At 63.5% G+C, this 21,144-nt stretch carries 16 protein-coding genes; 6 read left to right on the forward strand and 10 right to left on the reverse strand.

The genetic code is table 11. The features are described 5' to 3' along the window. Positions 1-8: 8 nt before the first annotated feature. A complete protein-coding gene (locus VGE08_RS00835; RefSeq protein ID WP_331065948.1) occupies positions 9-944 on the forward strand; it encodes a Na/Pi symporter in 936 nt (311 codons plus the stop codon). Between the two features lies 1 nt (position 945). On the opposite strand, the gene VGE08_RS00840 is transcribed toward VGE08_RS00835, so the two are convergent. Next, a complete protein-coding gene (locus tag VGE08_RS00840; protein WP_331065949.1) occupies positions 946-2,637 on the reverse strand; it encodes an ATP-binding protein in 1,692 nt (563 codons plus the stop codon). Positions 2,638-2,993: 356 nt separating this feature from the next. Here VGE08_RS00840 and VGE08_RS00845 point away from each other — a divergent pair, with 356 nt between their 5' ends. The 3 genes from VGE08_RS00845 (at position 2,994) to VGE08_RS00855 (ending at position 6,696) form a co-directional block, all read left to right on the forward strand. After that, a complete protein-coding gene (locus tag VGE08_RS00845; protein WP_331065950.1) occupies positions 2,994-4,166 on the forward strand; it encodes a sensor histidine kinase in 1,173 nt (390 codons plus the stop codon). 76 nt (positions 4,167-4,242) lie between these two features. Beyond that, on the forward strand, positions 4,243-6,075 hold the full coding sequence (locus VGE08_RS00850) for an ATP-binding protein (protein ID WP_331065951.1): 1,833 nt from the start codon (positions 4,243-4,245) through the stop codon (positions 6,073-6,075). Positions 6,076-6,330: 255 nt separating this feature from the next. Beyond that, positions 6,331-6,696 carry a response regulator gene (locus VGE08_RS00855; protein ID WP_331065952.1) on the forward strand — a complete coding sequence of 122 codons (366 nt, stop codon included), beginning with the start codon at positions 6,331-6,333 and terminating at the stop codon, positions 6,694-6,696. On the opposite strand, the gene VGE08_RS00860 is transcribed toward VGE08_RS00855, so the two are convergent. The 6 genes from VGE08_RS00860 to VGE08_RS00885 all read right to left on the reverse strand — a co-directional run bounded on the left by VGE08_RS00860 (position 6,693) and on the right by VGE08_RS00885 (position 14,567). Continuing rightward, positions 6,693-7,505, reverse strand: a complete 813-nt coding sequence (locus VGE08_RS00860; RefSeq protein WP_331065953.1) for a hypothetical protein — start codon at positions 7,503-7,505, stop codon at positions 6,693-6,695. The genes VGE08_RS00855 and VGE08_RS00860 overlap by 4 nt on opposite strands. Before the next feature lie 89 nt (positions 7,506-7,594). Beyond that, complete coding sequence (locus VGE08_RS00865; RefSeq protein WP_331065954.1) at positions 7,595-9,715, reverse strand: hypothetical protein; 2,121 nt, start codon at positions 9,713-9,715, stop codon at positions 7,595-7,597. Beyond that, the gene (locus tag VGE08_RS00870; protein WP_331065955.1) at positions 9,712-10,800 is read right to left on the reverse strand and encodes a DUF4105 domain-containing protein; all 1,089 of its coding nucleotides are present in this window, start codon (positions 10,798-10,800) and stop codon (positions 9,712-9,714) included. Before VGE08_RS00870 ends, VGE08_RS00865 begins: the two co-directional genes overlap by 4 nt. Before the next feature lie 15 nt (positions 10,801-10,815). Next, on the reverse strand, positions 10,816-12,432 hold the full coding sequence (locus VGE08_RS00875) for a leucyl aminopeptidase (RefSeq protein ID WP_331065956.1): 1,617 nt from the start codon (positions 12,430-12,432) through the stop codon (positions 10,816-10,818). A gap of 36 nt (positions 12,433-12,468) precedes the next feature. Continuing rightward, positions 12,469-14,058: an AbgT family transporter gene (locus VGE08_RS00880; RefSeq protein ID WP_331065957.1), complete on the reverse strand. Its 1,590-nt coding sequence runs from the start codon at positions 14,056-14,058 to the stop codon at positions 12,469-12,471. 17 nt (positions 14,059-14,075) lie between these two features. Next, on the reverse strand, positions 14,076-14,567 hold the full coding sequence (locus tag VGE08_RS00885) for a DUF1269 domain-containing protein (RefSeq protein WP_331065958.1): 492 nt from the start codon (positions 14,565-14,567) through the stop codon (positions 14,076-14,078). Positions 14,568-14,716: 149 nt separating this feature from the next. Between VGE08_RS00885 and VGE08_RS00890 the strand changes: the two genes are divergently transcribed. Beyond that, the gene (locus VGE08_RS00890; RefSeq protein ID WP_331065959.1) at positions 14,717-16,339 is read left to right on the forward strand and encodes an MFS transporter; all 1,623 of its coding nucleotides are present in this window, start codon (positions 14,717-14,719) and stop codon (positions 16,337-16,339) included. Here the strand turns inward: VGE08_RS00890 and VGE08_RS00895 are convergent. The 3 genes from VGE08_RS00895 to VGE08_RS00905 are packed head-to-tail and all read right to left on the reverse strand — an operon-like array spanning position 16,275 to position 19,996. Next, complete coding sequence (locus VGE08_RS00895; protein WP_331065960.1) at positions 16,275-17,411, reverse strand: hypothetical protein; 1,137 nt, start codon at positions 17,409-17,411, stop codon at positions 16,275-16,277. The two genes, VGE08_RS00890 and VGE08_RS00895, sit on opposite strands and share 65 nt — an antisense overlap. A 34-nt stretch (positions 17,412-17,445) precedes the next feature. Next, on the reverse strand, positions 17,446-18,909 hold the full coding sequence (locus VGE08_RS00900) for an aspartate ammonia-lyase (RefSeq protein ID WP_331065961.1): 1,464 nt from the start codon (positions 18,907-18,909) through the stop codon (positions 17,446-17,448). A gap of 40 nt (positions 18,910-18,949) precedes the next feature. Continuing rightward, positions 18,950-19,996 (reverse strand): asparaginase, encoded by a 1,047-nt coding sequence (locus tag VGE08_RS00905; protein WP_414717434.1) that lies wholly within the window; start codon positions 19,994-19,996, stop codon positions 18,950-18,952. 143 nt (positions 19,997-20,139) lie between these two features. On the opposite strand from VGE08_RS00905, the gene VGE08_RS00910 reads away from it, so the two are divergent. Then, positions 20,140-21,144 (forward strand): DUF481 domain-containing protein, encoded by a 1,005-nt coding sequence (locus VGE08_RS00910; protein ID WP_331065963.1) that lies wholly within the window; start codon positions 20,140-20,142, stop codon positions 21,142-21,144.

Genomic DNA, 21,144 nt, shown 5'->3' on the forward strand with positions numbered 1-21,144 from the left:
TGCAGCGCGTGACGGAATTCAGCGTAGTGCTCTCGATCGTCTCCGCCGTCGTACTGTTCTGGTACGGGTTGGAGGCGTTTGGCCAGCAGATTCAGGCCGCCAGCGGCGCGGCATTGAGAAAGTGGCTGGCCCGGCTGACCAGCAAACGCTGGCTTGGATTGCTCACGGGCGCCGCCGCCGTCACGATCATACAGTCCAGCGGTGCGGTCACCGCGCTTGCGGCAGCGTTCGTTGAGGCTGGCACGATGTCTTTTCGCGCCAGCCTCGGGGTAGTGCTCGGCGCGAACATCGGCACCACCTCGACGGGGTTTCTGGTTTCGGCGAACCTCACCGACATCGGGCCGTTCTTCATCGTACTCGGTGCGGTGCTCGGAGCCATTCCTTCCCGGTTCAAGCTCGCTGGACGAGCCGCGTTCTATTTCGGGTTCGTGCTGTTCAGTCTGGAGGTGCTGGGACTTGCGCTCGAGCCGCTGGCGGATCACGAGCTATTCGGCCGCTTGCTGGGTCAGGCGAGCGCACCCTTGACCAAAGTGCTGGCGGGCATGCTGGTGGCGGCCGCCGTGCAATCCGGGAGCATCACGACCGGACTGAGCATCCTGCTCGTGCAACAGGGTCTGCTCGCAGCAACGGCAGCGATTCCCATCGCCGTAGGCGCCAACATTGGAGCAGCGGTGCTGCCGTTGCTGGCGACGTCGACAATGCGGCCCGACGCCAAGCGCGTCGCCCTGGCCAATCTCGGCTTCAACGTCTTCGGCGTGGCGCTGTTCGTGCCGTTCCTCGAGCCGTTCTCGCAGCTGATGCTCAAACTCGCCGGCAACCCCGGCATGGCGGTGGCATGGGCACAGCTGATCTTCAGCATCGCAATGTCGATCGCGGTGCTGCTGGCGCTGCGTTTGCTCGAGCCGCACATGAAGTGGTTCGTCGCGGGTCCTTCGCCCTCTTGAGTCAAGCTCGCCCGCGGGCAGCCCGCTGCTGCCTGTCCAACGGCAGCAGCAAATGAAAGACCGCTCCGGTGTTGGGGCCCCGCTCCGCCCATAGCAGGCCCTGATGGGCGGCAACGATCTTGTGCGAGATGGACAGGCCCAGGCCCAGCCCGCTCGACTTGGTGCTGACGAAGGGCTGAAAGATCCGCTGCAGCATGACTTCATCGATTCCCGGGCCGGAATCGCGCACCGTCAGCTCGACCGTGGTTTGCGAGTGCAGCGATGTGCCTATCCACAGACGGCGCTGCTCGGGCGGCACGTTGGCCATGGCATCGCACGCGTTGACGATCAGATTGAGGATCACCTGCTGGATCTGCACCTTGTCGACCGGCACCGGCGGCAGGTCGCTGGCCAGATTCCGGATCACCATGACCTGCCGCCGCGCCAGGTCGGTACGAGACAACGCGAGTGTTTCGTTCACCAGCTCGTTCAACTGTTCGGGCTTGCGCTCGGCCTGACTGTAGCGAAGCATGGATTGCATGCGCTTGATGACCTGCGTCAAGCGGTGATTGTCCGCGATGATGTCGCCGATGATCGGCTCGATCTCGCGCACATCGGCCGTGTCGTTCGAAAGCAGGGCCGCGGCGGCCTCTGCATTGGCGAGCATCGACGCCAGCGGTTGCCGGATCTCGTGCGCCAGCGCGCCGGACAGCTCCCCCAGCGTTGCAACCCGCGACAGATGCGCCAACTGCTGATCCCTGCGCGCCGCCTCCGCAAACGTTGCCTTGCGCTCTTGAAGGAGGGCCGCCAGCATCAGCAGCGGAATGCAGATCACGTTTAGAAACAACACGGTGGTGAGTGCATTGCGCACCGGCGCGTGCTGCACGAACGGCCCGACATCCTGCAGCACGCCCCAGGTCGCAAAGGCGCCGATGAGCAGCACCGAAGCGCAGACGCCAGCTATCTCGTAACGCACCGTGGCCCAGATGAGCAACGGCATCGGTGCGTACAGCAGCGCCGAGACGCGCTCCTCGCCCGAGCCCGGCCAGACGAAGACATACACACAGACCGCCGCGAGGCAGATGCCGATGAAGGAGGCCTCGATCACCGTGCGCGGCTCGGGGGCACGCCAGCCGTCGGACCGCGTGGCGAAATGAAGAATCAACGGCACCAGCGTGATGGTCGCGAACGTATTGGTGCTGGAGCGGGCCACCACGGTCAACCAGAAATTGTCGGTCAGCCCCAGGGGCACGAAGGCCATTGCCATCGCAACGCTGGTGAGCAATGGCGCCACGATGCCACCGATCAGCACCAGGTTGGTCATCGCGCCCAGCTGTCCCAGTTGTTTCAGCTGCCCTGGCGAGCGCCACCCCCCCTGCAGTCGCAGCAATGCCGCCGCACCGATCAAGGCCTCGGCGCAGTTGAAAATGTACTGCAGCCCGATCTGTACCCAGGGGGTTCCGGACGCCTGCGCCAGCACATGCACCGGGAGCACCGCCGCCAGATAGATCCACCAGCGCTGCGGCGGCGCCAGCAACAGCGCGGCGAACAGAATCGCATTCGGTGCCCAGAGCGCCGAGACCGGCGCCGAAGGAAAGGCCAGCGCCTCGCCCAGCTCGGCCGCCACCAGATACGCCAGCGAGGTGACCAGCGGGCCGGCAATACGATGTGCCCCGCTCCCACGGATCCCGACAGGAGCCGATTGATTCGTCATCGACGTGTGGCGCCAAACAGTTTCGTCCGTCCGGTCATGCACGCCCGCGGCTCCCATCTGCCGTTGATCTGCCAGCGACACGCACTCGCGCCGCTGCTGAGACATTTCAGCAAAAAAGGTTCGATAACGATGCTTGCATCCGGGCCAGGCAACACGGCCCGGAACAACAGCACGAAGAGACAACGGTGCGAAGATATCTGATTCAACGACCGCAGGTCGATGCAGTTTGCGGTTGCCAGCGCACGCGAGGCATGCAATTAGCCCTTGGGCCAAGATGCAGCACCGCGCCGACAGGCTTAAATCGAGCACTCCCCCGATGTCGATGCCCTTGCCGATGCTTGCCTGTGGAGGTACGGATGACCATGCAATCGCAGCAGCTGGTGAGCCCAGGTGTCTCTTTTACTTGCTATGCGGCGGCGGACGAAGAAGGTCACCTCACGACCGATACTCTGCCGTCACCCGATGCGGGCGTGCTCGAACAGGCCTTCGAGAACAGTCATGACTGCATCGCGCTGGTCGACCTGCAGGGTTGGGTCATTTATATGAATCTGCCGGGTGCCTGCCTAATGGGCCTGGACGGGCGTCCGCCGCAGCAGCCGGTGTCCTGGCCGCAGTTGTGGTCGCCCGAGCATCGCGATCTGGCGGATTACAGCATCGAGGAGGCGCGCTGCGGGCATCAATGCCGCTTCCTCGCCTGCCGGCGCATGGCCAACGGGCTGCCCAGATGGTGGGACATCGCAGCCAATCCGGTGTTCGACGCGCATGGCGCGCCTACCCAGATGTTTTGTGTATGCCGCGATGTGACGGCGCTCAAGCAAGCCGAGTGTTCGCTGCAACAGCAGGTCGATGCCAAACAACTGTTGCTGGCCGAAGCCAGCCACCGCGTCAAGAACCATCTGTCAGTCATTGCCGCGGCGCTGGCCCTGCAGGCTCGCTGCAGCGACAACGAGGCGGTGCGCGCCTCGCTGCAACAAGCGCAGTCCAGGATTCAGGCCGTGGCCTGCATTCACCGCCGTCTGCAGCAAGGCGCGGGCGGCGAGCCTCTGGAGCTGAGCGGCCCGCTCGCGGAGATCGCACGCCAGGCCATTGCGGCATTGGGCGTGGAAGATCATATTGCCGTGAAGATCTCGTGTCCGCAGCGGCTCGCCATGGCCACCGACCGTGCCGTGGCTTTGTTGCTGATGACCACGGAATTGATGACCAACGCGTTGAAACATGCGTACCCGGATGGCCGCACCGGATCGGTGCAGATCACCGTCAATGGCACCAAGCGCGAGCTGATGTTGCTGGTCGACGACGATGGCCGCGGCCTGCCTCGCGATTTCGATCTGCACGCCGGCAGCGGACTGGGAATGAGGATTGTCGAAGGTCTCGTCGCACAACTGCACGGTGAATTGCAGATCGAGCCGCGAGCACCCGGAGCACACTTCCGGGTACAGCTGCCCACGGACGAGGCCTGGAATGGAACCAGAGATGTGGTGTGGGATGCAATGAAGCAAGCCGCCGAGGTCCGCAGCGGAGTGTCCTGATCGTTTGTTGGGAATGACTGCTCGATTGGCGCGGCGCGGCTGCCGCGCCAGGCTCATGTCCGAGAGGAGAGCAACGTTGAGCGGCAAAGTAACGTGGAATTCTGACCACGCAGGCTCGGCCGTGCGCATCCCAACCGCGGCGGCGAGCCTGGCCCTGTGCGGGTTGCTTTATTACCTGGCGGCCGGCCTGGAGCTGGCGTTGCGGCTGCCGGACAGCACTGTCGCGGCGTTGTCGCCACAACAAGGCGTGCTGGTCGCACTGCTGATGACCACCCGATACCGCCGCTGGTGGTTGATCGCCCTCCCCGTGCTGCCTGCTCATCTGGCCGCGTATTGGGATATTGGAGTGCCGCCGTGGCAGCTGGCGTGGCAGGCCGCTCACACGATTGTGCTCACCATCGGCATCGTCGCGGCCTTGCGCTGGCTTGGAATAGCCAACCCGTTTGAGAGCCTGCGGGAATTTCTGCTCTACCTGCTGGTGATCCTGCTGGGACCCGCGCTGCTGAACATCGGCTCGCCGGGCGTGGCATTGGCAACGGGCGCGAATCTGGATCTGACGACGTTGACATGGCAGGCCGAGTCCCTGTCGAGCGCACTCGGCATTCTCACCTGGGGCTCGTGCATCATCCTGGGATTGCTGTTCGCAGCTGGCTGGCCGGGACAGCACACTCCGGCGCGCTACATCGAGGCGCTGCTGGTCGCGGCCGCTCTGTCTGCTTCTTGTTATCTGACGATCGGCGCTGCCAGCCAGCAGGTGCCGCTGGTGTTGGTCTTTGTTCCATTGCTCTGGCTCGCGATCCGCTTTGGCAGCACAGCTACCGCCGTCGCCCTCGCACTGGTCGCCACGTTCGCCGCTGCCGCTGCACAGATACCGCAAGACGCAGTGGTCGATCTCCAGATGTTCTTGATCGTGCTCGCTTTCACATCACTGGTCGTCGCCGTCCTGGGCGAAGAACGCCAGCGTGAAGCTCAGACAGCCTCCGCTCGGGCAACGCTTGCCAAACGACAAAGCGATGAACGCATATCGCTCATCCTCCGCGCCGCGCGCGATGCTCCACATGAGAGGGACATACCGCACGACACAGACGCCGCGCTGAGAACGATCGGCACGATGACCGATCGCAGCAGCCGCAAGGATCTGCGCACCAACCGAAACCTGGAGCGTTTCGCGAGCCTGGCCATGGTCGGTCAGATCACGGCATCGATCGCCCACGAGATCAATCAACCGCTGGCCGCGATACATCACAACGCCGAGGCGGGATTGCTGCTGCTAGCCGGCAGGCCCGTTGATCGCACCGAGCTTCAGGAAATCTTCAATGACATCCGCGGCGACAACCGCCGCGCGGTCGAGCTGATAGATCAATTGCGCGAGCTCATGCAGGAACATGAGCTGCGGCTCGATCCCATCGACATCAACGAAGTCGTCGGCGATGTCGTCGAGCTGTTGCGTGTCGAATCACGGCGGCGGCACATCCAGCTCGAAGCTCGATACGCGAAACTGCCCGTTCTACTCGGCGATTACGTTCGCCTGCAACAGGTGCTGCTGAATCTGATTCTGAATGCCATGGATGCAATGGAGGGCCTGCCCGAATCGCGTCGGCGCATCGTCATCCACACCTCGCGCAGCGACGCCACCCACATCCAAGTTCGGGTGGTCGACCGCGGCAAGGGCATAGATCCGGACAATCTGCCGAAAATCTTCGACTCGTTCTTCACCAGCAAGCAGCACGGCATGGGCATCGGGCTGGCCATTGCACGTTCCATCGTGGAGGCGCACGGCGGACGAATCTGGGCGCGGAACAATGCCGACATGGGCGCGACGCTGGCCTTCGAAATCGACAGTGTCGGCTCCAAAGTGATGATGCCCTATCCCGGTCCCACCGACCGGTATGGCGCGCGGCTGAACTGAATGTCACATAAGAATCTCACATAATCAAAATTTGTACGTCCTGGCCCGGCAATGCTGTTGCACCGGTTCGCGATAATGCGTACACAGGATCGAGAACCCGGTCGCGCTGCCAACGTGGACGTGCGCCGTGTACGTCGGTAACGGACGACAGGGTCCTGGTGACCCGCACAGCAAACTACACTGCACACATTTCCGAGGTGATCCGGTCTCTGGCGCAACAGTAACGGCCTGCGCAAAGCCCGTTGGAAAGCAAAGATGAGTGCGATCGTTCTGCTGATCGACGATGATCATCGGATTCGCAGCAGCCTCGGTAGACTGCTGCGGGTTCTGTCGTACCACGTCATCGAAGCCGCCGACTGGAACGCAGCGCTGCAGCTCACTGCCGCGGATCAGCCGAATGTGGTGGTCACGGATCTGCACATGCCCGAGCGCAGCGGCATCGATATCGCTCGCCTGGTGCGCAGTCATCCGCAGTTCAGTCACATCCCCATCATCGCGTTGACCGCTACTCCGCCGGGTGACGACGAAACCATTGCGCTGTTTCACGCAATCTTGGAAAAACCTTGCACGGCGGACGAGCTGAAGCGCGTGCTGGAGGACGCGCTGCAGCCTGGCCCCTAGTGTGCGGTCCCGGCGATGTCGGGCTGCCGTCCGCGCTTCTGTGCGTATTCTTCCATCACATCCGAGCTCTTGGCCTCGGCCCACTCCATGCCCTCGTCCACCTTCTTCGCCGCGGTTCGCGCCGTCCCGGCCAGTCCTTCTTCAGCCGCCGCCACCGTATCCTTCGCGGCATCGAACCCTTCCTGCAGATTTCGCTCCATGACGTGCCGAACTTCCTCGGCAATCGCGGTAGCGATCTCGCCCAACGTCTTGCGCTCGCGCACGCCAAAGTACAACAGCGCACCGCCGGCGCAACCTGCGAGCACGCGGCCAGTGGTGCTCCAGCCGCTGCGTCCTGCCGCCGATTTGAAGGAATGTCCGTTGTCTACTAAAGAATATTCGCCGTTGCCACGACGCTCGCTCAGATGATCGGTGATCAAGATCACACCTGGCTGGCGGCGCACTTCATCGAGCACACGCTGATGCTCGTGCGGCTGCAGCTTGCCCCGCAGGATCACATGTCCATGATCCACAGCGACCGAGACGTCTTCGGGATGGGAGACGGCATGGCGCACGGCGCCGCAGACGTGTTTGCTCACTTTCCTGTCAGATGCAGGTTTGGGGACGGCACCGGCTCGTGCTCCAAAGTAGTGGGAGGGCCCGGATGCATCTCGCCGCAGATTGCGCGTACTCCATTCGACTCGTCGCGCCGCGCGCCGGCAACCATCCTGCAGCAGCAGCCGGCGTTGATGGCCGTTCGCTGGGTCCATGAAGTACACGGCCGCAGCGGCCACCGCGGCGCCAACGATCGATCGTGCCAGAGAGTTCATGTCAATTCTCCTTTCAGGTAATGCCGGCCACACACGCCGCCTGCAGCGATGCTACCCAGCCGCCCGCCGAACGAAAGATGGACCAAGGGCTAACGCCGGATCAGCTTCAAGCCCGACACCTGCGCCTTTGAGTCTCGGGTGCGGGCGTGCTCGATCGTCGCGGTGGACTGCAGACCGCTGCCATCGAATGGCCAGTAACTCCAGGACGCACAGATCATGGCTGCAGCCCGGCCGGCCCATCCCGTCTTCTGTCCCGCGTTCGCGGCGCCCCGCTCATACACGCTCTCGCAGAACCCCAACAGCCGGTCGCGATGGACTTCGGCTACGCGAGCGGCAACATGTTGACGAACGATCCATTGGCTCAGCTCGGCGCAACTCATCATCGCGCCGCCTGCAGAGGGACATCGCACGCGAATCGCGCGTCCATACAATGCATCGATCTGCCACAGCGCGCGCAACAACAGCATACCTGACGGCCAACTCTGCCAGACCGAACTGCCAAGCGCGCCAAACACCCGCTGCAATACGCCTCGCAAGTGGGTTGGCCTGCAGATGCGATCCGTGTGCTCGCGATGAATCGAGCGCACCCGCTCGCGGAATCTCGGCAAGCTCGCGAGCGCTCCGGCCCGAAACGCCACCGCCCCATTCAACGCCATCGAACCCAGCGAAGACAGCACCTGGAAATGCATCCGGTCGCTGATGACCAGCCGCAATCCCGGATCGTCGTCGGCCCCTTCGCAGGGGCTATCCAACAAGGTTGCCTCGCAATCCAAAGCCGCCACGGCGGCGACGAACAGCACATAGCATTCGATCGCGCGCTGTTCATAACGAGCATCGTGAATCGCCAGCTCCAGCGCTATGTCGAGCATGCTTTGCGCATGTATCGCGGTCCAGCCGCCGCCTGCTGTCTGCGACGACAATGCTTCGAAGTTGTCCGCCAGGTCGGCGCGGGCATGTCTCGGACGGCGCGGCCTTTGCAGCCGATACATCAGCAGCGCCGCCCACGGTTTGAGCGCCTGCCATTCATGATGCATGGGGACGACCCCGCAACTGCGATATTTCAATGTCCCGTTCAGCAGCCACTGCAGCTGACGAGCCGCGAGATCAGCATCGATGCATGCGAGTGCCAGGGTGTGCAGCAACCACGCGGGCGACTCGATATGCGGGCACTCTCGCTTGTCGGGCGATGCGACCACCTGGGCAACTTCCAGCCGGAACGAGGCAGGCCCGCGGACCACTCCTGGCCGCTCGGCGCTCGGCCGCCGGTCGAACGACCATCCCGTCACCGCCGACATCCACACCGCTTTGTTCCATAGCATCTTGCAGAAGGCGCCTCGTGCATCGAAGGCTCCGGCAGTGCCGTCGCACGCATAGGTGACGACCGCGAAGAATTCGTTCGCGTCCTGCCGATGCTGCTTGAGGCTGGCGAACAGCTTGTCCAGCGAGGGTTTGGCCATGGAGGCCGTGCTGTCGGTCAACAGCATCCGAATGCGTTGCACGCCGCGCGGCGCGAGAATCAGCATGTAGTGAGCGGCGGCTCGCGTACCGGTGAAAAGAAACGAGCCCGCCAGCTCGCAATGCAGATAGTACGAACCCAGCGCCGGATGACGCACGGCCAGGCATGGCACGTCGATGCCCCCCATGGCCCGCTCCATGACGGCCTGCGAGCTGGCGACGGCGCTCGCATTCGGACCCAGCCAGAGTTGTGGCAATACCTGCAGCGTCGCCGTTTCCTGGCCGGTATTCTTCACTTCGAGCTGAATCAGGATCTCCTCGGGCGCGCACTTCGCATACTCCACCACCACGTCGAAGCAGGCCGCGTCACGGCTGGTTGGAGCCCTCCCCTGCTGCAGGTAGCGCTGGCGAGCACGTATATATGAGTGTGTCGGCAGGTTGTCGGCCTGGTTGCAACGTCGGGTTACCGGCATGACCAGCAACCGTTCCTGCAAGCCGCAGTCGTTGCCACCGCGAATGGCAATGCCAAAGCACAACCGCATCTGGTCATCGCAAATGCCGGCCGGCCCGTCGGCGCTGCTTTGATAGGCCCACGCGACCCAGGGCTCTTGTTTGATATCCTGTTTCGCGGGCCGGTTGCTGTGGGAGCGCTCGCGGCCGCCAGGGGCGGCGCAATCTCGCAAGTAGGGGCCCCACTTGCGCCACGGCACGCCGCGCTCATCGGCTTCGCGCAGACGACCATGCTCGGCGGTCATGGCTCCTCTCTCTGTTGGAAGGACGCGTTGGCGGGACTGTCGCCGTGCTGCGTCACAGGCGGCAATGCCCCCTTGGTCCAATTTCGATTGTCGAGCTGTACGCGGATTCGCCGAGGAAAATCCTCGGCCGCGCCGGCTCCCCGGGCCACCTCATTGATCCATGCGCTTCTGCGCAGGTCATCGAACGGCACCGAGGTATCGAGCAAGCTGCGCTGATACAAATAGCCGTCGAACAGACCGTTGAGATAGTGCCGGATGTCGAAGCCCGCGCCCGGGCCGACCGCGTTGGCGTAACGCACGATATTGAGAGTGCAGTTGTTGCTCAGCAGATGATAGAACTCGGCGCGCTCCGCCAGCTGGTTGAGCCGCTCCAGGTAGATCAGAAACAAGCGGCGCGCATTCTCGTCGGTGGTGCTGATCCGGTAGAGATAGACATTCTCACCCCGGTGATTGGTGCGCACCCCGACCACGTCCCGCTCCTGCCCCACCACATAGATCAGCTCGAATTGCTTGAACAACGAACCGACCGGCGCGAAGCCTTCGTGCGCCTCGGGCCGCGCCTCGATCGAGATGCTGATGGGCTGCTGATCTTCGAACATGAAGCTGAGGAACGTGTGTCCGATGGGACCGGGCATCCAATAGGAGATATAGAAATCCACTCCGGTCAGCTGCGAGAGCCGGACCTCGCGCTCCACATAGCGTGGCGTGAAATCGTTCTGGCTGCGATAGTCGAAATCGCGCACGCCGACGATGCGCACTACATCGCCCTTGATATAGGCCCGCGGCAAGACGGCCACATCGGCACGCCAGTCACGATCCAGCCGCGGGCGGATGGTGCTCCAGCCGAGCACCAGCACGACGAACAACGCCGCGAAGGTCAGCCAGACGCGGCGCGAGCGAGTACGCCAGAGTGCGTAGATGCCAAATGCCGCGAAGCCGATCGCCGCCGCCAGCCGCAAGGCCGTCGACTGCACCGGCCAGAACCAGAGAGCCAGCGCGCCCCACAGGACCAGCAGCGCTTGAATCAAGTGACCCGTGATGCGCGCCAGCCACCCCAGTACCAACCGCGTGCCGTGCCGGGCCACGCAAGCTCCTGCACATCAGGCGCGCGCTTGCACGGCGCGCTTCAGCAGAAACTCCGACAGCAGCGGGACCGGTCGACCCGTCGCTCCCTTGCGATCGCCGCCCACCGAAGCGGTCCCCGCGATGTCCAGGTGCGCCCATCGGTAGTTTTTCGCGAAACGGGACAGGAAACAGGCGGCAGTCACCGCGCCCGCGGGCCGGCCACCGAGATTGCTCATATCCGCGAAGTTGCTCTTCAACTGTTCCTGGTACTCCTCCCACAGCGGCATGCGCCACGCGCGGTCGCCGGTATCCGTCCCACACATCAGCAACTCATCCGCAAGCGCGTCGTCGTTGGCGAACAGACCGCTGGTCTGCGATCCCAGTGCAATCACGCACGCCCCGGTGAGCGTAGCGATGTCGATGACGCACGCGGGCTGAAATCGCTCGGCGTATGTCATTGCGTCGCAGAGCACCAGCCTGCCTTCGGCATCGGTATTGAGAATCTCGATGGTCAATCCGGACATCGACCGGACAACATCGCCCGGACGGCTGGCACTGCCGCCGGGCATGTTCTCCACCGCTCCCACGATTCCAATCACGTTCAACGGCAATGCCAGGCGAGCGACCGTCTTGATCGCGCCGAACACGCTGGCCGCGCCACACATGTCGTACTTCATCATGTCGAGGTCTTCGCCGGGCTTGAGCGAAACGCCGCCGGTGTCGAATGTCACCCCTTTGCCGATCAGCACGATGGGCTTCTCGTCCGCTTCGCTGCCGAAGTACTTCATCACGATGAAGCGGCAAGGCTGCTCGGAAGCGCGACCTACGGAGAGCGCGGACCCCATGCCCAGCTTCGCCATATCCTCGCGCTCCAGCACTTCCACCGCGAAGCCGAGCTCTTTGCCGAGCGCGCGAGCTGCGTCGGCAAGATAGCCTGGATGACAGACGTTGCCGGGCAGATTTCCCAGATCCTTGGTGAGAGCCATGCCTTCGGCGATCGCACGGCCGGCACGCGCCGCGTATTCGAGCTCGGGTGTGACCTCGGCCTCGATCATCAGCGACAGCTGCGGAGTCGCGTCGCTCTTCTGTGCTCCCTTGGGTGCATCAGTCGATGTCGCCTGCGATGACTCCGGCGCTGTCACTGGCGCCGCGAACTTGTAGTAGCCGTCCGAAACGACGCGGCTGGCCTGTTGCACACGCCATTCGTCCGAATGCTTCTTGTCCGGCAGATCCGGCACGAGCATCTCGATGCGACGGGCATCGCTCGCGGCCAGCGCTCGGGCGGCCGCTGCCAGTGCCTTCAGATAGGCCTTGGCATCGAGCTCGTTGCGCGGCCCGAGGCTGACCAACAGAACACGCCGGGCATCATCGCCGGAGGCGTAGTACAGCATCATTGTTTCGCCAAGCTTGGGCGGCAAGTGAGCCTGTTTCGCCAGCTCCTGCAACCGTCCGCTCAGAGCGGCATCGAACGGCTGCGCCGCCCGCGGCAACGAGCCGTCGGCGAACACTCCAAGCACCAGCACGTCCGCTCTGCCGATCTGTGACGCCGACCGCAGGTTGATTTGTACCGGCTCGCGCTGCCGTACCAGATCGGCCGGCCGGGCATGCGATGAAACACCGGGCATACTGGCAGATTTTGCGCGAGCGGCCATCTCAGCACCTCTCCAACGAGTTACGGACTTGACGAGCTACAGACCCCACGGAATCCCCAACAAGTGCCAGGCGGCGAGCAGCGCGATCCACAGCACCAGCACCACGATCACGTACGGCAGCATCAGCGCGATGACGGTACCGACGCCGGCCTTGGCGTCGTACTTCTGCGCGAATGACACGATCAACGCGAAATAGGCATTCAACGGCGAGATCGCATTGAACGGACCGTCGGCAACGCGATAGGCGGCCAGCACCGCTTCGGGCTCGACGTTGAGCCGCATCAGCAGCGGCACGAACACCGGCGCGAAAATGGCCCACTTGGGAATCGCGCCGGTCATGATCAGATCGAGCAGCGCCACCACCACCACGAATCCGATCAACAGGGTGAGCGGCCCCAGGCCGGCGTTCTCGAGCATGTCGCCGAGATTCACCGCGGCCAGCGTCGCCATGTTGCTGTAGTTGAAGAACGCCAGGAACTGGCTGATGACGAACAGCAGGAACAGCAGCCCGGCGAGGCCACGGATGGCCTTCTCCATTGCATTCACAACGTCGACGGTGCTGTTCATCGTACCCGCGCCCTTGCCATAGGCCCAGCCCGCGGCCAGAAACAAAATCATGATGAACACGATCAGCCCGTTCATGAACGGCGAGTCGCCGATGAGCGCGCCGGTTTCCTCATTGCGTAGCGGGGCGCCGGGTGGCAGCGAGAGCAGCGCGAACACCGCCAGCACCGCGAGCAATGCATAACCGGAAAAGCGCAGCCCGCGCGATTCCTCCGGACTCATGGCACTGCGCGTCACCGCGGGCTCGCCCCCGGCATATGTCCCAAGCCTTGGCTCGACGACTCGCTCCGTGATGAACGCCACAGCCAAGGTCAGCAGTACAACGGAGGCCACCGAGAACCAGAAATTCGCCGTCAGATCGATCGACAGCCCGGGGTTGAGCAGATGAATGGCATCGTTGGTGATGCCGGTGAGGATGCCATCCAGCGGTTTGATCAGGATGTTCACGGTGAACACGGCGGCGACGCCCGCGAAAGACGCGGCGAGGCCAGCGAGGGGGTGCCTGCCGAGGCTCAGGAACGCCGCCGCCGCAAGCGGAATCAGCACCAGATATCCGGCATCCGCGGCAATGCTGGAGAGGATGCCGATGAACACGAGGATGTAGGTCATCGCCGCGCGAGGCGCGACGTTCACGAGTTTGTGTATCAATGCCTTGATGAGGCCGGACTCCTCGGCGACGCCGACACCCAGCATGGCGACGATGATCACGCCGACGGCGTTGAAGTCCATGAAGTTCTGCACCACGCCTTCGAACATGAAGCGCAGTCCGTCGCCGGTCAGCAGGCTTTGCGCCTGGGTCGTCACCTGCTCGACGTCGCCGGTCTCGGCATCGATGGACTGATAGGTGGCGCTCGCGCCGAGCATGTAGAACAGGTGCGAGAGCAACATCACGACGCCGATCAGTATCACGAAGATGATGACCGGGTGAGGAACCTTGTTCCCCACCCGCTCGACCACATCGAGGAATCTCTCGAAAATGGATTTGCCGGCCGGGCCGTGCCGCGCCTCGTCGTGCGCGGCATCGAGCTCGTCGGGACTCAACGTGTGGCTGCGCTTCGGCATATGGGTTCGCCAGCCGCTCAAGCGGCTTCGAGTGCCTCACGCAGCGATTGTTCGCTGTCCTTGTCGAGCGAGGTTTGATACACCTTGCCCTTACCGGCGAACTGCTTCAGTCCGGCCACCACTTTGTCGACCGTGGCGCGGCGCACGAGCACGAACAATGCCGAGGAGCCCGGTTTGAACGACTCGGCCATCTCTTTCATCATCTGGTTGTTCAGCCCGATATCGGTGAATTTGGCCGACACGGCGCCGGCGGTCGCGCCGATGGCCGCGCCCAGCAGCGGATTCAGGAAGATCAGGCCGATCAGCATGCCCCAGAAACCGCCGCCAATGGCGCCCGCGGAAGTCAGGCTGGTGGCTTGATCCAGCTTGATCTTGCCGGCCTCGGTCTTGGTGACCACCACCGAATCCTCCAGGTCGATCAGATGCTCCTTCTGCATCTTCAGCAGCGAGGCGCGCATCTCGAACGCCGTGGTCGGATCATCGAATACTACTGCTATCAAGGTACTCATCGGGCGTCTCCCTGGTAGGTTGGACCGGTAACGCCGTCGAGCATGAATCACCGCGCCAGAAGTTCCATTGGGCCAAGGCCCAACGAAACGGCGCGCCGCCTGGCCCATGCTCACCACACGCGCCGCGCCACCCCTGCAAGAGGCCCTGCGTGACTGGCACATCGCGATTTCAGTGGCTGCCGCTGGGCGTTCTCGCCAGCGCCCAGGCGTTGCTGGTCTTCAACATCGCCACGCTCAAGATCTCCATCGAGGGCATCGTCACCGCCTTCGATACCAGCTCGGGCACGGTGAAGACCGCCATCATCATGTATTCGCTGGTGGTCGCCGCCAGCGTCCTGGCGAGCACCCGGCTGGCCATCCTGGTCGGCGCGCGCCGCATCTTCCGGATTTCCCTCGCGCTGTTCGGTGCTGCCATGGCGGTCATGGCGTGGAGCCCGAACGCGGGCGTGCTGGTCGGCGCTCAGATGGCGGCTGGCGCCGCGGCCGCGGTGCTGACACCCGCGTCGGTGCAGTTGATTGCAAACCACTACAGCGGTGAGCACCGCGCCATCGCACTGGGCCGGCTGAGCGCCATTCGAAGCCTGAGCCTGGCGCCGGCCTTCCTCATCGCCGGCGCCATCGACACCTGGATCGATTGGCGGATCACCTTCACGCTGTTGTTGTTACTCGCCACTGTCATCTATGTATGCAGCTCGTTCTTGCGGCAGGACCGAGGCCTGCTACTGCGTCCCATCACCGCCACCGAATGGACGGGCCTGGCGGCGGTCGCGCTCGCCCTGCTGCTCATCGGCCTGGGCAGCGACAATCTCACCAACTGGGGCGTGTTCAGAGCGAAGCCGGAGGCGCCTTTCAGCCCACTCGATCTCTCGCCTGCGCTGCTGGGCATGGTGTTCGGCACGGCGCTCATCAAACTGGTGCTGGTGTGGCTGCGCAGGCGCCACGTAGGCGGCTGGCTCGGTGCCATGCAACTGCTGAACACACCGGAGCAACGCTCCATGCTGCTGTCGATCTTCACGATCGCGGCGGTAAGCTCCGCGGTGACGTTCCTGATCCCTCTTTATATAGAGATCGTGCAAGGGCGCAGCAGCTTGCACACCGCTTACGCTCTGGTTCCCTTCACGGTCGCGAGCTTTGTCGGCGCTTTGCTGGTTGGCCGGTTCAGCAGCTCCCCGGTGATACGCAACGCCACTCGCCTCGCCTTCATTGCCGTAGGCATGGGACTGGTGTGGCTCGGAGCGATCGTACGCAACGACTGGAGCGATGCATCGGTGGTGCTCAGCCTGGCGCTCGTCGGTCTGGGTGAAGGCGCGCTCGCGACGATGCTGTTCAAGGCACTGGCGGCGGCTGCTCCTATGGAAGTATCGGCCGATGTCGAGCCGCTGTGCTCGGCGACCAGTCACTTCGCAGCCGCGGTCGGCGCCGCTCTGGCTGGTGCGATGGTCATTGGTGTGCTCAGTCTCAATGTGAATCAGCACCTGGCACGCAATCCGGCCATCGACAGCGAGCTGCGGGCGCATCTCGACTTGAACCGCGTCGCTTTCATCAGCAACGATCGCTTGCAACAAGCCCTGGAAAACTCGCCGCTGACGCCCGAGCACATTGCGAACGTGGTCCAGATCAACACCGACGCGCGACTGTTCGCGCTCAAGCTGTCGTTCTTCGCGCTCGCCGGGCTGACCTTCGTCGGCTTGCTGCCCCTGGTGCGAGTCAGAACCGACACGTCGCGGCGACGCCGGTCTCACAGGGCATCCGTTCCCGCGGAACCACGATGACCTGCCCTTTCATTCGCAACACCATCCCGGCGAGATCGCTCAACACGTCGCCCACTTCGGGATCGCACAGCACGCCCTCCTCGATCTGGCCGGTCAACGGATCGACTCGACCCGCAATCTGCCGGTCGGCCTCGACCAGCAATACCTGCACTCGCCCGGCCACCGCCGCGGCCGCGACCTCGGACGGCTCCTGAAAGCCGAGCTGGCGCGTTCGGGCCAGTTCGTGCTCGCTGATCAAGGATGCGAGGCGCTCCAGATACAGCGGCTCCATCCGCTCCCAGGCGCGCGCACGCAACTGATCGAGACTCATGGCGCCCGGGTCGGCCTCGATGCCCACGCTCAACAGACAGGGATTGCGGCTGACATTGCGAAACGGCGTGTGATATTCCGTCAACGCCACCAGCATCAGCGGCAGCCCGGTGGGCTTGGAGTGATTTTCCGTTACGCCACGATCGACGGCGCGGAAGAACCGGTCACGGTCCCGATCCACTTCTTCTTTCTTCTGTCCCACGCCGTGATAGATGGGCGTCTGGCCGGACGCCGAACGCACCGATTGATGCTGCGGAGTGACTTCGGTGCCGAGCGCATCGGCGAGCGTCGCCGGAGTGTCGATCAGATCCACCGGATCGAGCGTGTCGCGATTGCCTTCGAACAACTGCACCCGATCGCGCGTCAGGCACAGCAGCTGGAAGCGATCGGCCGACTGCGCGATGCGCAGCAACGGCTTGAGATAGAAGGTGTCGGCGACGATGAGGTATTCCTGCACCGGCCGCTGCAGCTCGAACATTTCGAACAGGTCGGGCGCGGCCAGCAGCGCCAGCCCATCGGTGCGGTGATTCCAGAACTCGCCGTCGTGGCTCAGCGGTTGAAACCGCTCCAGCAAGGGGCGCACCGTGCGCTTGTCGTACTTCTGCAGCAGCGAGCCTTCCATCTGCTTCAACAGGTTTCGATAGCGGATGGGGTCCTGCAAGCTGTCCGGATGGTGCCGATGCGTGTACTGATACAGCGAAATGCACGGCGGACCATGCCGGTCCAGCAACGAGAGCAGCTGATTGGCCGAGTATTGACGCATGAGATCTCTCCTGCAGGGGCTGCCCGGCGACCTGTCAATGTTTGCGCTGCTCGCCGGTCAACCGCTCGACCGTGACCAGCGATGAAACCTGCTCGCGGCTCAGCAACCCGGACGCGACGATCGCCTCAACGATGTCACCGCCGTCGGCCAGCACCTGTTTCGCCAAACGCGCCGCTGGTTCGTAGCCGATGTAGGGAATCAACGCGGTGATCACGCCAACGAACGATTCCGCATGCCGTTCGAGGCGCTCGACGTTCGCCTGCACTCCGACGATGCAGTGCTCGCGCAGTGTCGCCACCGCTGCGGTCAGCCACTTCAGATTCTCGAACAGCACGTGTGCCATCACCGGCTCGAAGGCGTTGAGCTGCAGCTGACCGGCTTCGGCCGCCATGGTCAATGTCACATCGCCGCCGGCGACCACGAACGCCACCTGGTTGACCGCCTCGGGAATCACGGGATTCACCTTGCCCGGCATGATGCTCGAACCGGCCTGGCGTGCCGGCAACGTGATCTCGCCCAGGCCCGCCTGCGGCCCCGAGCTGAGCAGCCGCAAATCGTTGCAGAGTTTCGAGAGCTTCATGGCACAGCGCTTCAACGCGCCGGACAGCTCCATGAAACATCCGACATCGGTGGTGGCCTCGATCAGATCCGGCGCGGTCCGCAGCGGATAGCCTGTGATATCGGCGAGATGCCGCCGGGCCGCGTCCGCGTAGCGTGCATGCGCGGCGATGCCAGTACCGATGGCCGTCGCGCCCAGGCTGATCTCGCACAACTGTCTCATCACGTGTTCGAAGCTGAGACACTCCTCGCCGAGCGACACCGCGAACGCCTGGAATTCCTGGCCCAGAGTCATCGGCGCGGCATCCTGTAACTGGGTGCGGCCGATCTTCACGATGCCGGCGAACTCGGCGCCCTTGGAGTGCAGCGCCGTCGCCAGCAGGGCCAGCTCGGCCTGCAGGCGATCCAGCGCCAGATGCAAACCGATTTTCAATGCGGTGGGATAGGTATCGTTGGTGCTCTGGCTGCGATTCACGTCGTCATTGGGATCGATCCGCCCGTAGTCGCCCCTCGCATAGCCGGCGATCTCCAGCGCACGATTCGCGATCACCTCGTTGAAGTTCATGTTGGTCGACGTGCCCGCGCCGCCCTGCATGATGTCCACCACGAATTGATCGCGCAGCGAGCCCTCGCGGATTTCCATACAGGCCCGATCGATGAGATCGGCCTTCCAGCGCTCGAGCACTCCGATCTCGGCATTGGCGCGCGCCGCCGCCTGCTTCACACACGCGTAGGCGTAGATGAAGTCCGAATACACGGAGATCGGCCGGCCGCTGATCGCAAAGTTCTCCAGCGCTCGCGACACGTTGGCCCCCCAGTACGCTTCGCTGGGAATCTGCCGCTCCCCCAGGCTGTCCGCTTCACTACGCAAGCCGCCGCCGGAGCGCAGCTGGGTACAGATGCTCCTGCGAAAAGCCTCGTCCGCTCGAGGATCATTCATGGTTCGCCCTCATGGCCGATGCAAAACCAGCGGTGCCCCGCTAGTACTGATAAAAAGCGTTCTGAACCGCACTGCTATCCAAGTGGTGCGCCAGACACAACTGCAAGAGCACCCGGCTCTTCTGCGGATTGAGCTGATCGGACACCACGAATCCCAAGGCATCGTCATCCAGCTCGACACCGCGCTCCACGTCTCCGTTGCCGACGCGAGCGCTACGGACCACTCTCACACCCGCCTCGACCGCTTCTCGCAACGCATGCACCACCGGGCCCGGCACATTGCCGTTGCCGACGCCGGCAACCACGATGCCACGCGTGCCGAGAGAAACGCTTGCACGCACCAGGTCCGGACTCATGCCCGCGTGCGCGTACAAAACATCCACTCGCGGCAAGCGGCCTTCGTTGCCGGCCGTGAAGATCGAGTTCAAGGTGTGCCGCCGCACCGGTCGCCGGTAGTAGCGAATGCGGCCCAATCGCGCCGTGCCGAGCAATCCGGCCCCCGGCGAAATGAATGTCTGCACGTCCGTCGTGCTGGATTTGGTCACGTCGCGAGCGCTGTGCAGATCATCGTTGATCGCAAGCATCACGCCGCGATTGCGCGCTTCGAGATCGGCCGCGACCGACACGGCGTTGTACAAGTTCAACGGCCCGTCTGCGCTCAATGAAGTCGCCGGACGCATCGAGCCGGTGAGTACCACCGGCCGACTGGACTTCACCGTCAAGTGCAGGAAGTAGCCGGTCTCCTCGGCAGTGTCCGTGCCATGCGTGATCACGATGCCATCGGCGGCTTCGGCTTCGAACAACTCGTCGATGCGATTGGCCAGGCCCTGCCACAACAGCTCGTTCATGTCCTGGCTGCTGACCTGCGCGAACTGCTCGCCCGTCACCTCGGCCAACTGGTCCAGGCCGGGCACGCTGTCGATCACCTGCTGGATCATGACCGAGCCGGGTCGATAGCTGGACGACGTGTCGGTCGCGCCCTGGCCCGCGATGGTGCCGCCGGTGCCGAGGATGTGCACTCTGGTCATGATTTTTTCATCTCGCACACTGCATCTCGCCCATGCATCGGGGCCGCCTCGGCATGACACCGGGCCGTGAAAGCGCTGATACGGTGCCCAAGCTCGCACCCGGAACGCCCGCTCGCAATTAGCCCCTGGTCCAATGAAGCAGCGCGGCCGGCAGCACGTAATCTGCACCAGCGCGATTGCACCGGGTTCGCCGGGAGAGCGAGATGAAAGCTCGATATGTGCCGACGCTGGCGCTGCTGTTTGGCCTCGCGTCCATCGCATCCGCCGAGGACGTGGTGTTGGTCGATGGCGGCAACCGCATGACCGGTACGATCACTGAACTGTCGCGTGGCGAGTTGCAGTTCTCCATCGCTGGCGCGGGCGGCGTCGACATCGACTGGAGCAACGTCCTCGAGCTGCGCAGCCCGGATCGTTTCTATATCGAGCTCGCCTCGGGCGAGCGTTTCACCGGCACCCTGGAGGCGAACGCGGGCCGGGTAACGATCACCGAGAATGGCATGACCCGACGCGTCGCCATGAGCGAAGTATTGCGGATCGAGCCCAGCTCCAAGAGCCGGTTCGTCGAGCGGCTCGGCGGCTCCGTCGATGCCGGCTTCGATTTTCTGTCGGCCAACGACGAGATCGACTGGACCCTCAACGCGACGCTCGAACATCGCACCAAACGTCACCTGACCGAGGCTTCGATCAGTTCCCTGCTGCGCCGGCGCGATAGCTCGACCGCGCAGCGGCGCAATCATTTCGATATCGCATCGCGCCGGCTGCTCGAGAACCGCTGGTTCGTGCTGAGCAAGGCGATCATCGAAGAAGACCGCGAGCTGGACCTGGACTCCCGGGCGCTGCTGGGCCTCGCGCTCGGCCGTACCCTCAGCCAGTCACATCGCGCGATCTTTTCGATGTATGGCGGCGTGGATGCCGATCGCGAGAAATTCCGTGGACTGGACAGCGATACCCTGTTCGAAGTGCACGCGGCAATCGAGTGGGACTGGTTCGATGTGGGCGGCGACAATGAACTGCAGTTCGAAGCCACCACATACTATGCGCCCGACGATTCGCGCGTGCGCGTCGAAGTGCAGAGCAGCCTGCGCCGGGAAATCGTCAACGATTTCTACTGGGCGCTGTACCTGTACGAGAGCTACAACAGCGATCCGCCGCAGCAATATGAAAAGAGCGATCTGGGCATCGGCATCACCATCGGCCGGTCGTTCTGA

This window comes from Steroidobacter sp. (assembly GCF_036406195.1).
In the GTDB taxonomy this organism is placed as follows: Bacteria; Pseudomonadota; Gammaproteobacteria; order Steroidobacterales; family Steroidobacteraceae; genus Steroidobacter.

Bases quoted from the DNA above. Each gene is read 5' to 3' on its own strand.
- VGE08_RS00865 (WP_331065954.1), bottom strand. From the start codon at position 9,715: ATGACCGCCGAGCATGGTCGTCTGCGCGAAGCCGATGAGCGCGGCGTG.
- VGE08_RS00855 (WP_331065952.1), top strand. From the start codon at position 6,331: ATGAGTGCGATCGTTCTGCTGATCGACGATGATCATCGGATTCGCAGC.
- VGE08_RS00885 (WP_331065958.1), bottom strand. From the start codon at position 14,567: ATGAGTACCTTGATAGCAGTAGTATTCGATGATCCGACCACGGCGTTC.
- VGE08_RS00895 (WP_331065960.1), bottom strand. From the start codon at position 17,411: ATGCGTCAATACTCGGCCAATCAGCTGCTCTCGTTGCTGGACCGGCAT.
- VGE08_RS00840 (WP_331065949.1), bottom strand. From the start codon at position 2,637: ATGACGAATCAATCGGCTCCTGTCGGGATCCGTGGGAGCGGGGCACAT.
- VGE08_RS00845 (WP_331065950.1), top strand. From the start codon at position 2,994: ATGACCATGCAATCGCAGCAGCTGGTGAGCCCAGGTGTCTCTTTTACT.
- VGE08_RS00900 (WP_331065961.1), bottom strand. From the start codon at position 18,909: ATGAATGATCCTCGAGCGGACGAGGCTTTTCGCAGGAGCATCTGTACC.
- VGE08_RS00860 (WP_331065953.1), bottom strand. From the start codon at position 7,505: ATGAACTCTCTGGCACGATCGATCGTTGGCGCCGCGGTGGCCGCTGCG.
- VGE08_RS00910 (WP_331065963.1), top strand. From the start codon at position 20,140: ATGAAAGCTCGATATGTGCCGACGCTGGCGCTGCTGTTTGGCCTCGCG.
- VGE08_RS00880 (WP_331065957.1), bottom strand. From the start codon at position 14,058: ATGCCGAAGCGCAGCCACACGTTGAGTCCCGACGAGCTCGATGCCGCG.
- VGE08_RS00875 (WP_331065956.1), bottom strand. From the start codon at position 12,432: ATGGCCGCTCGCGCAAAATCTGCCAGTATGCCCGGTGTTTCATCGCAT.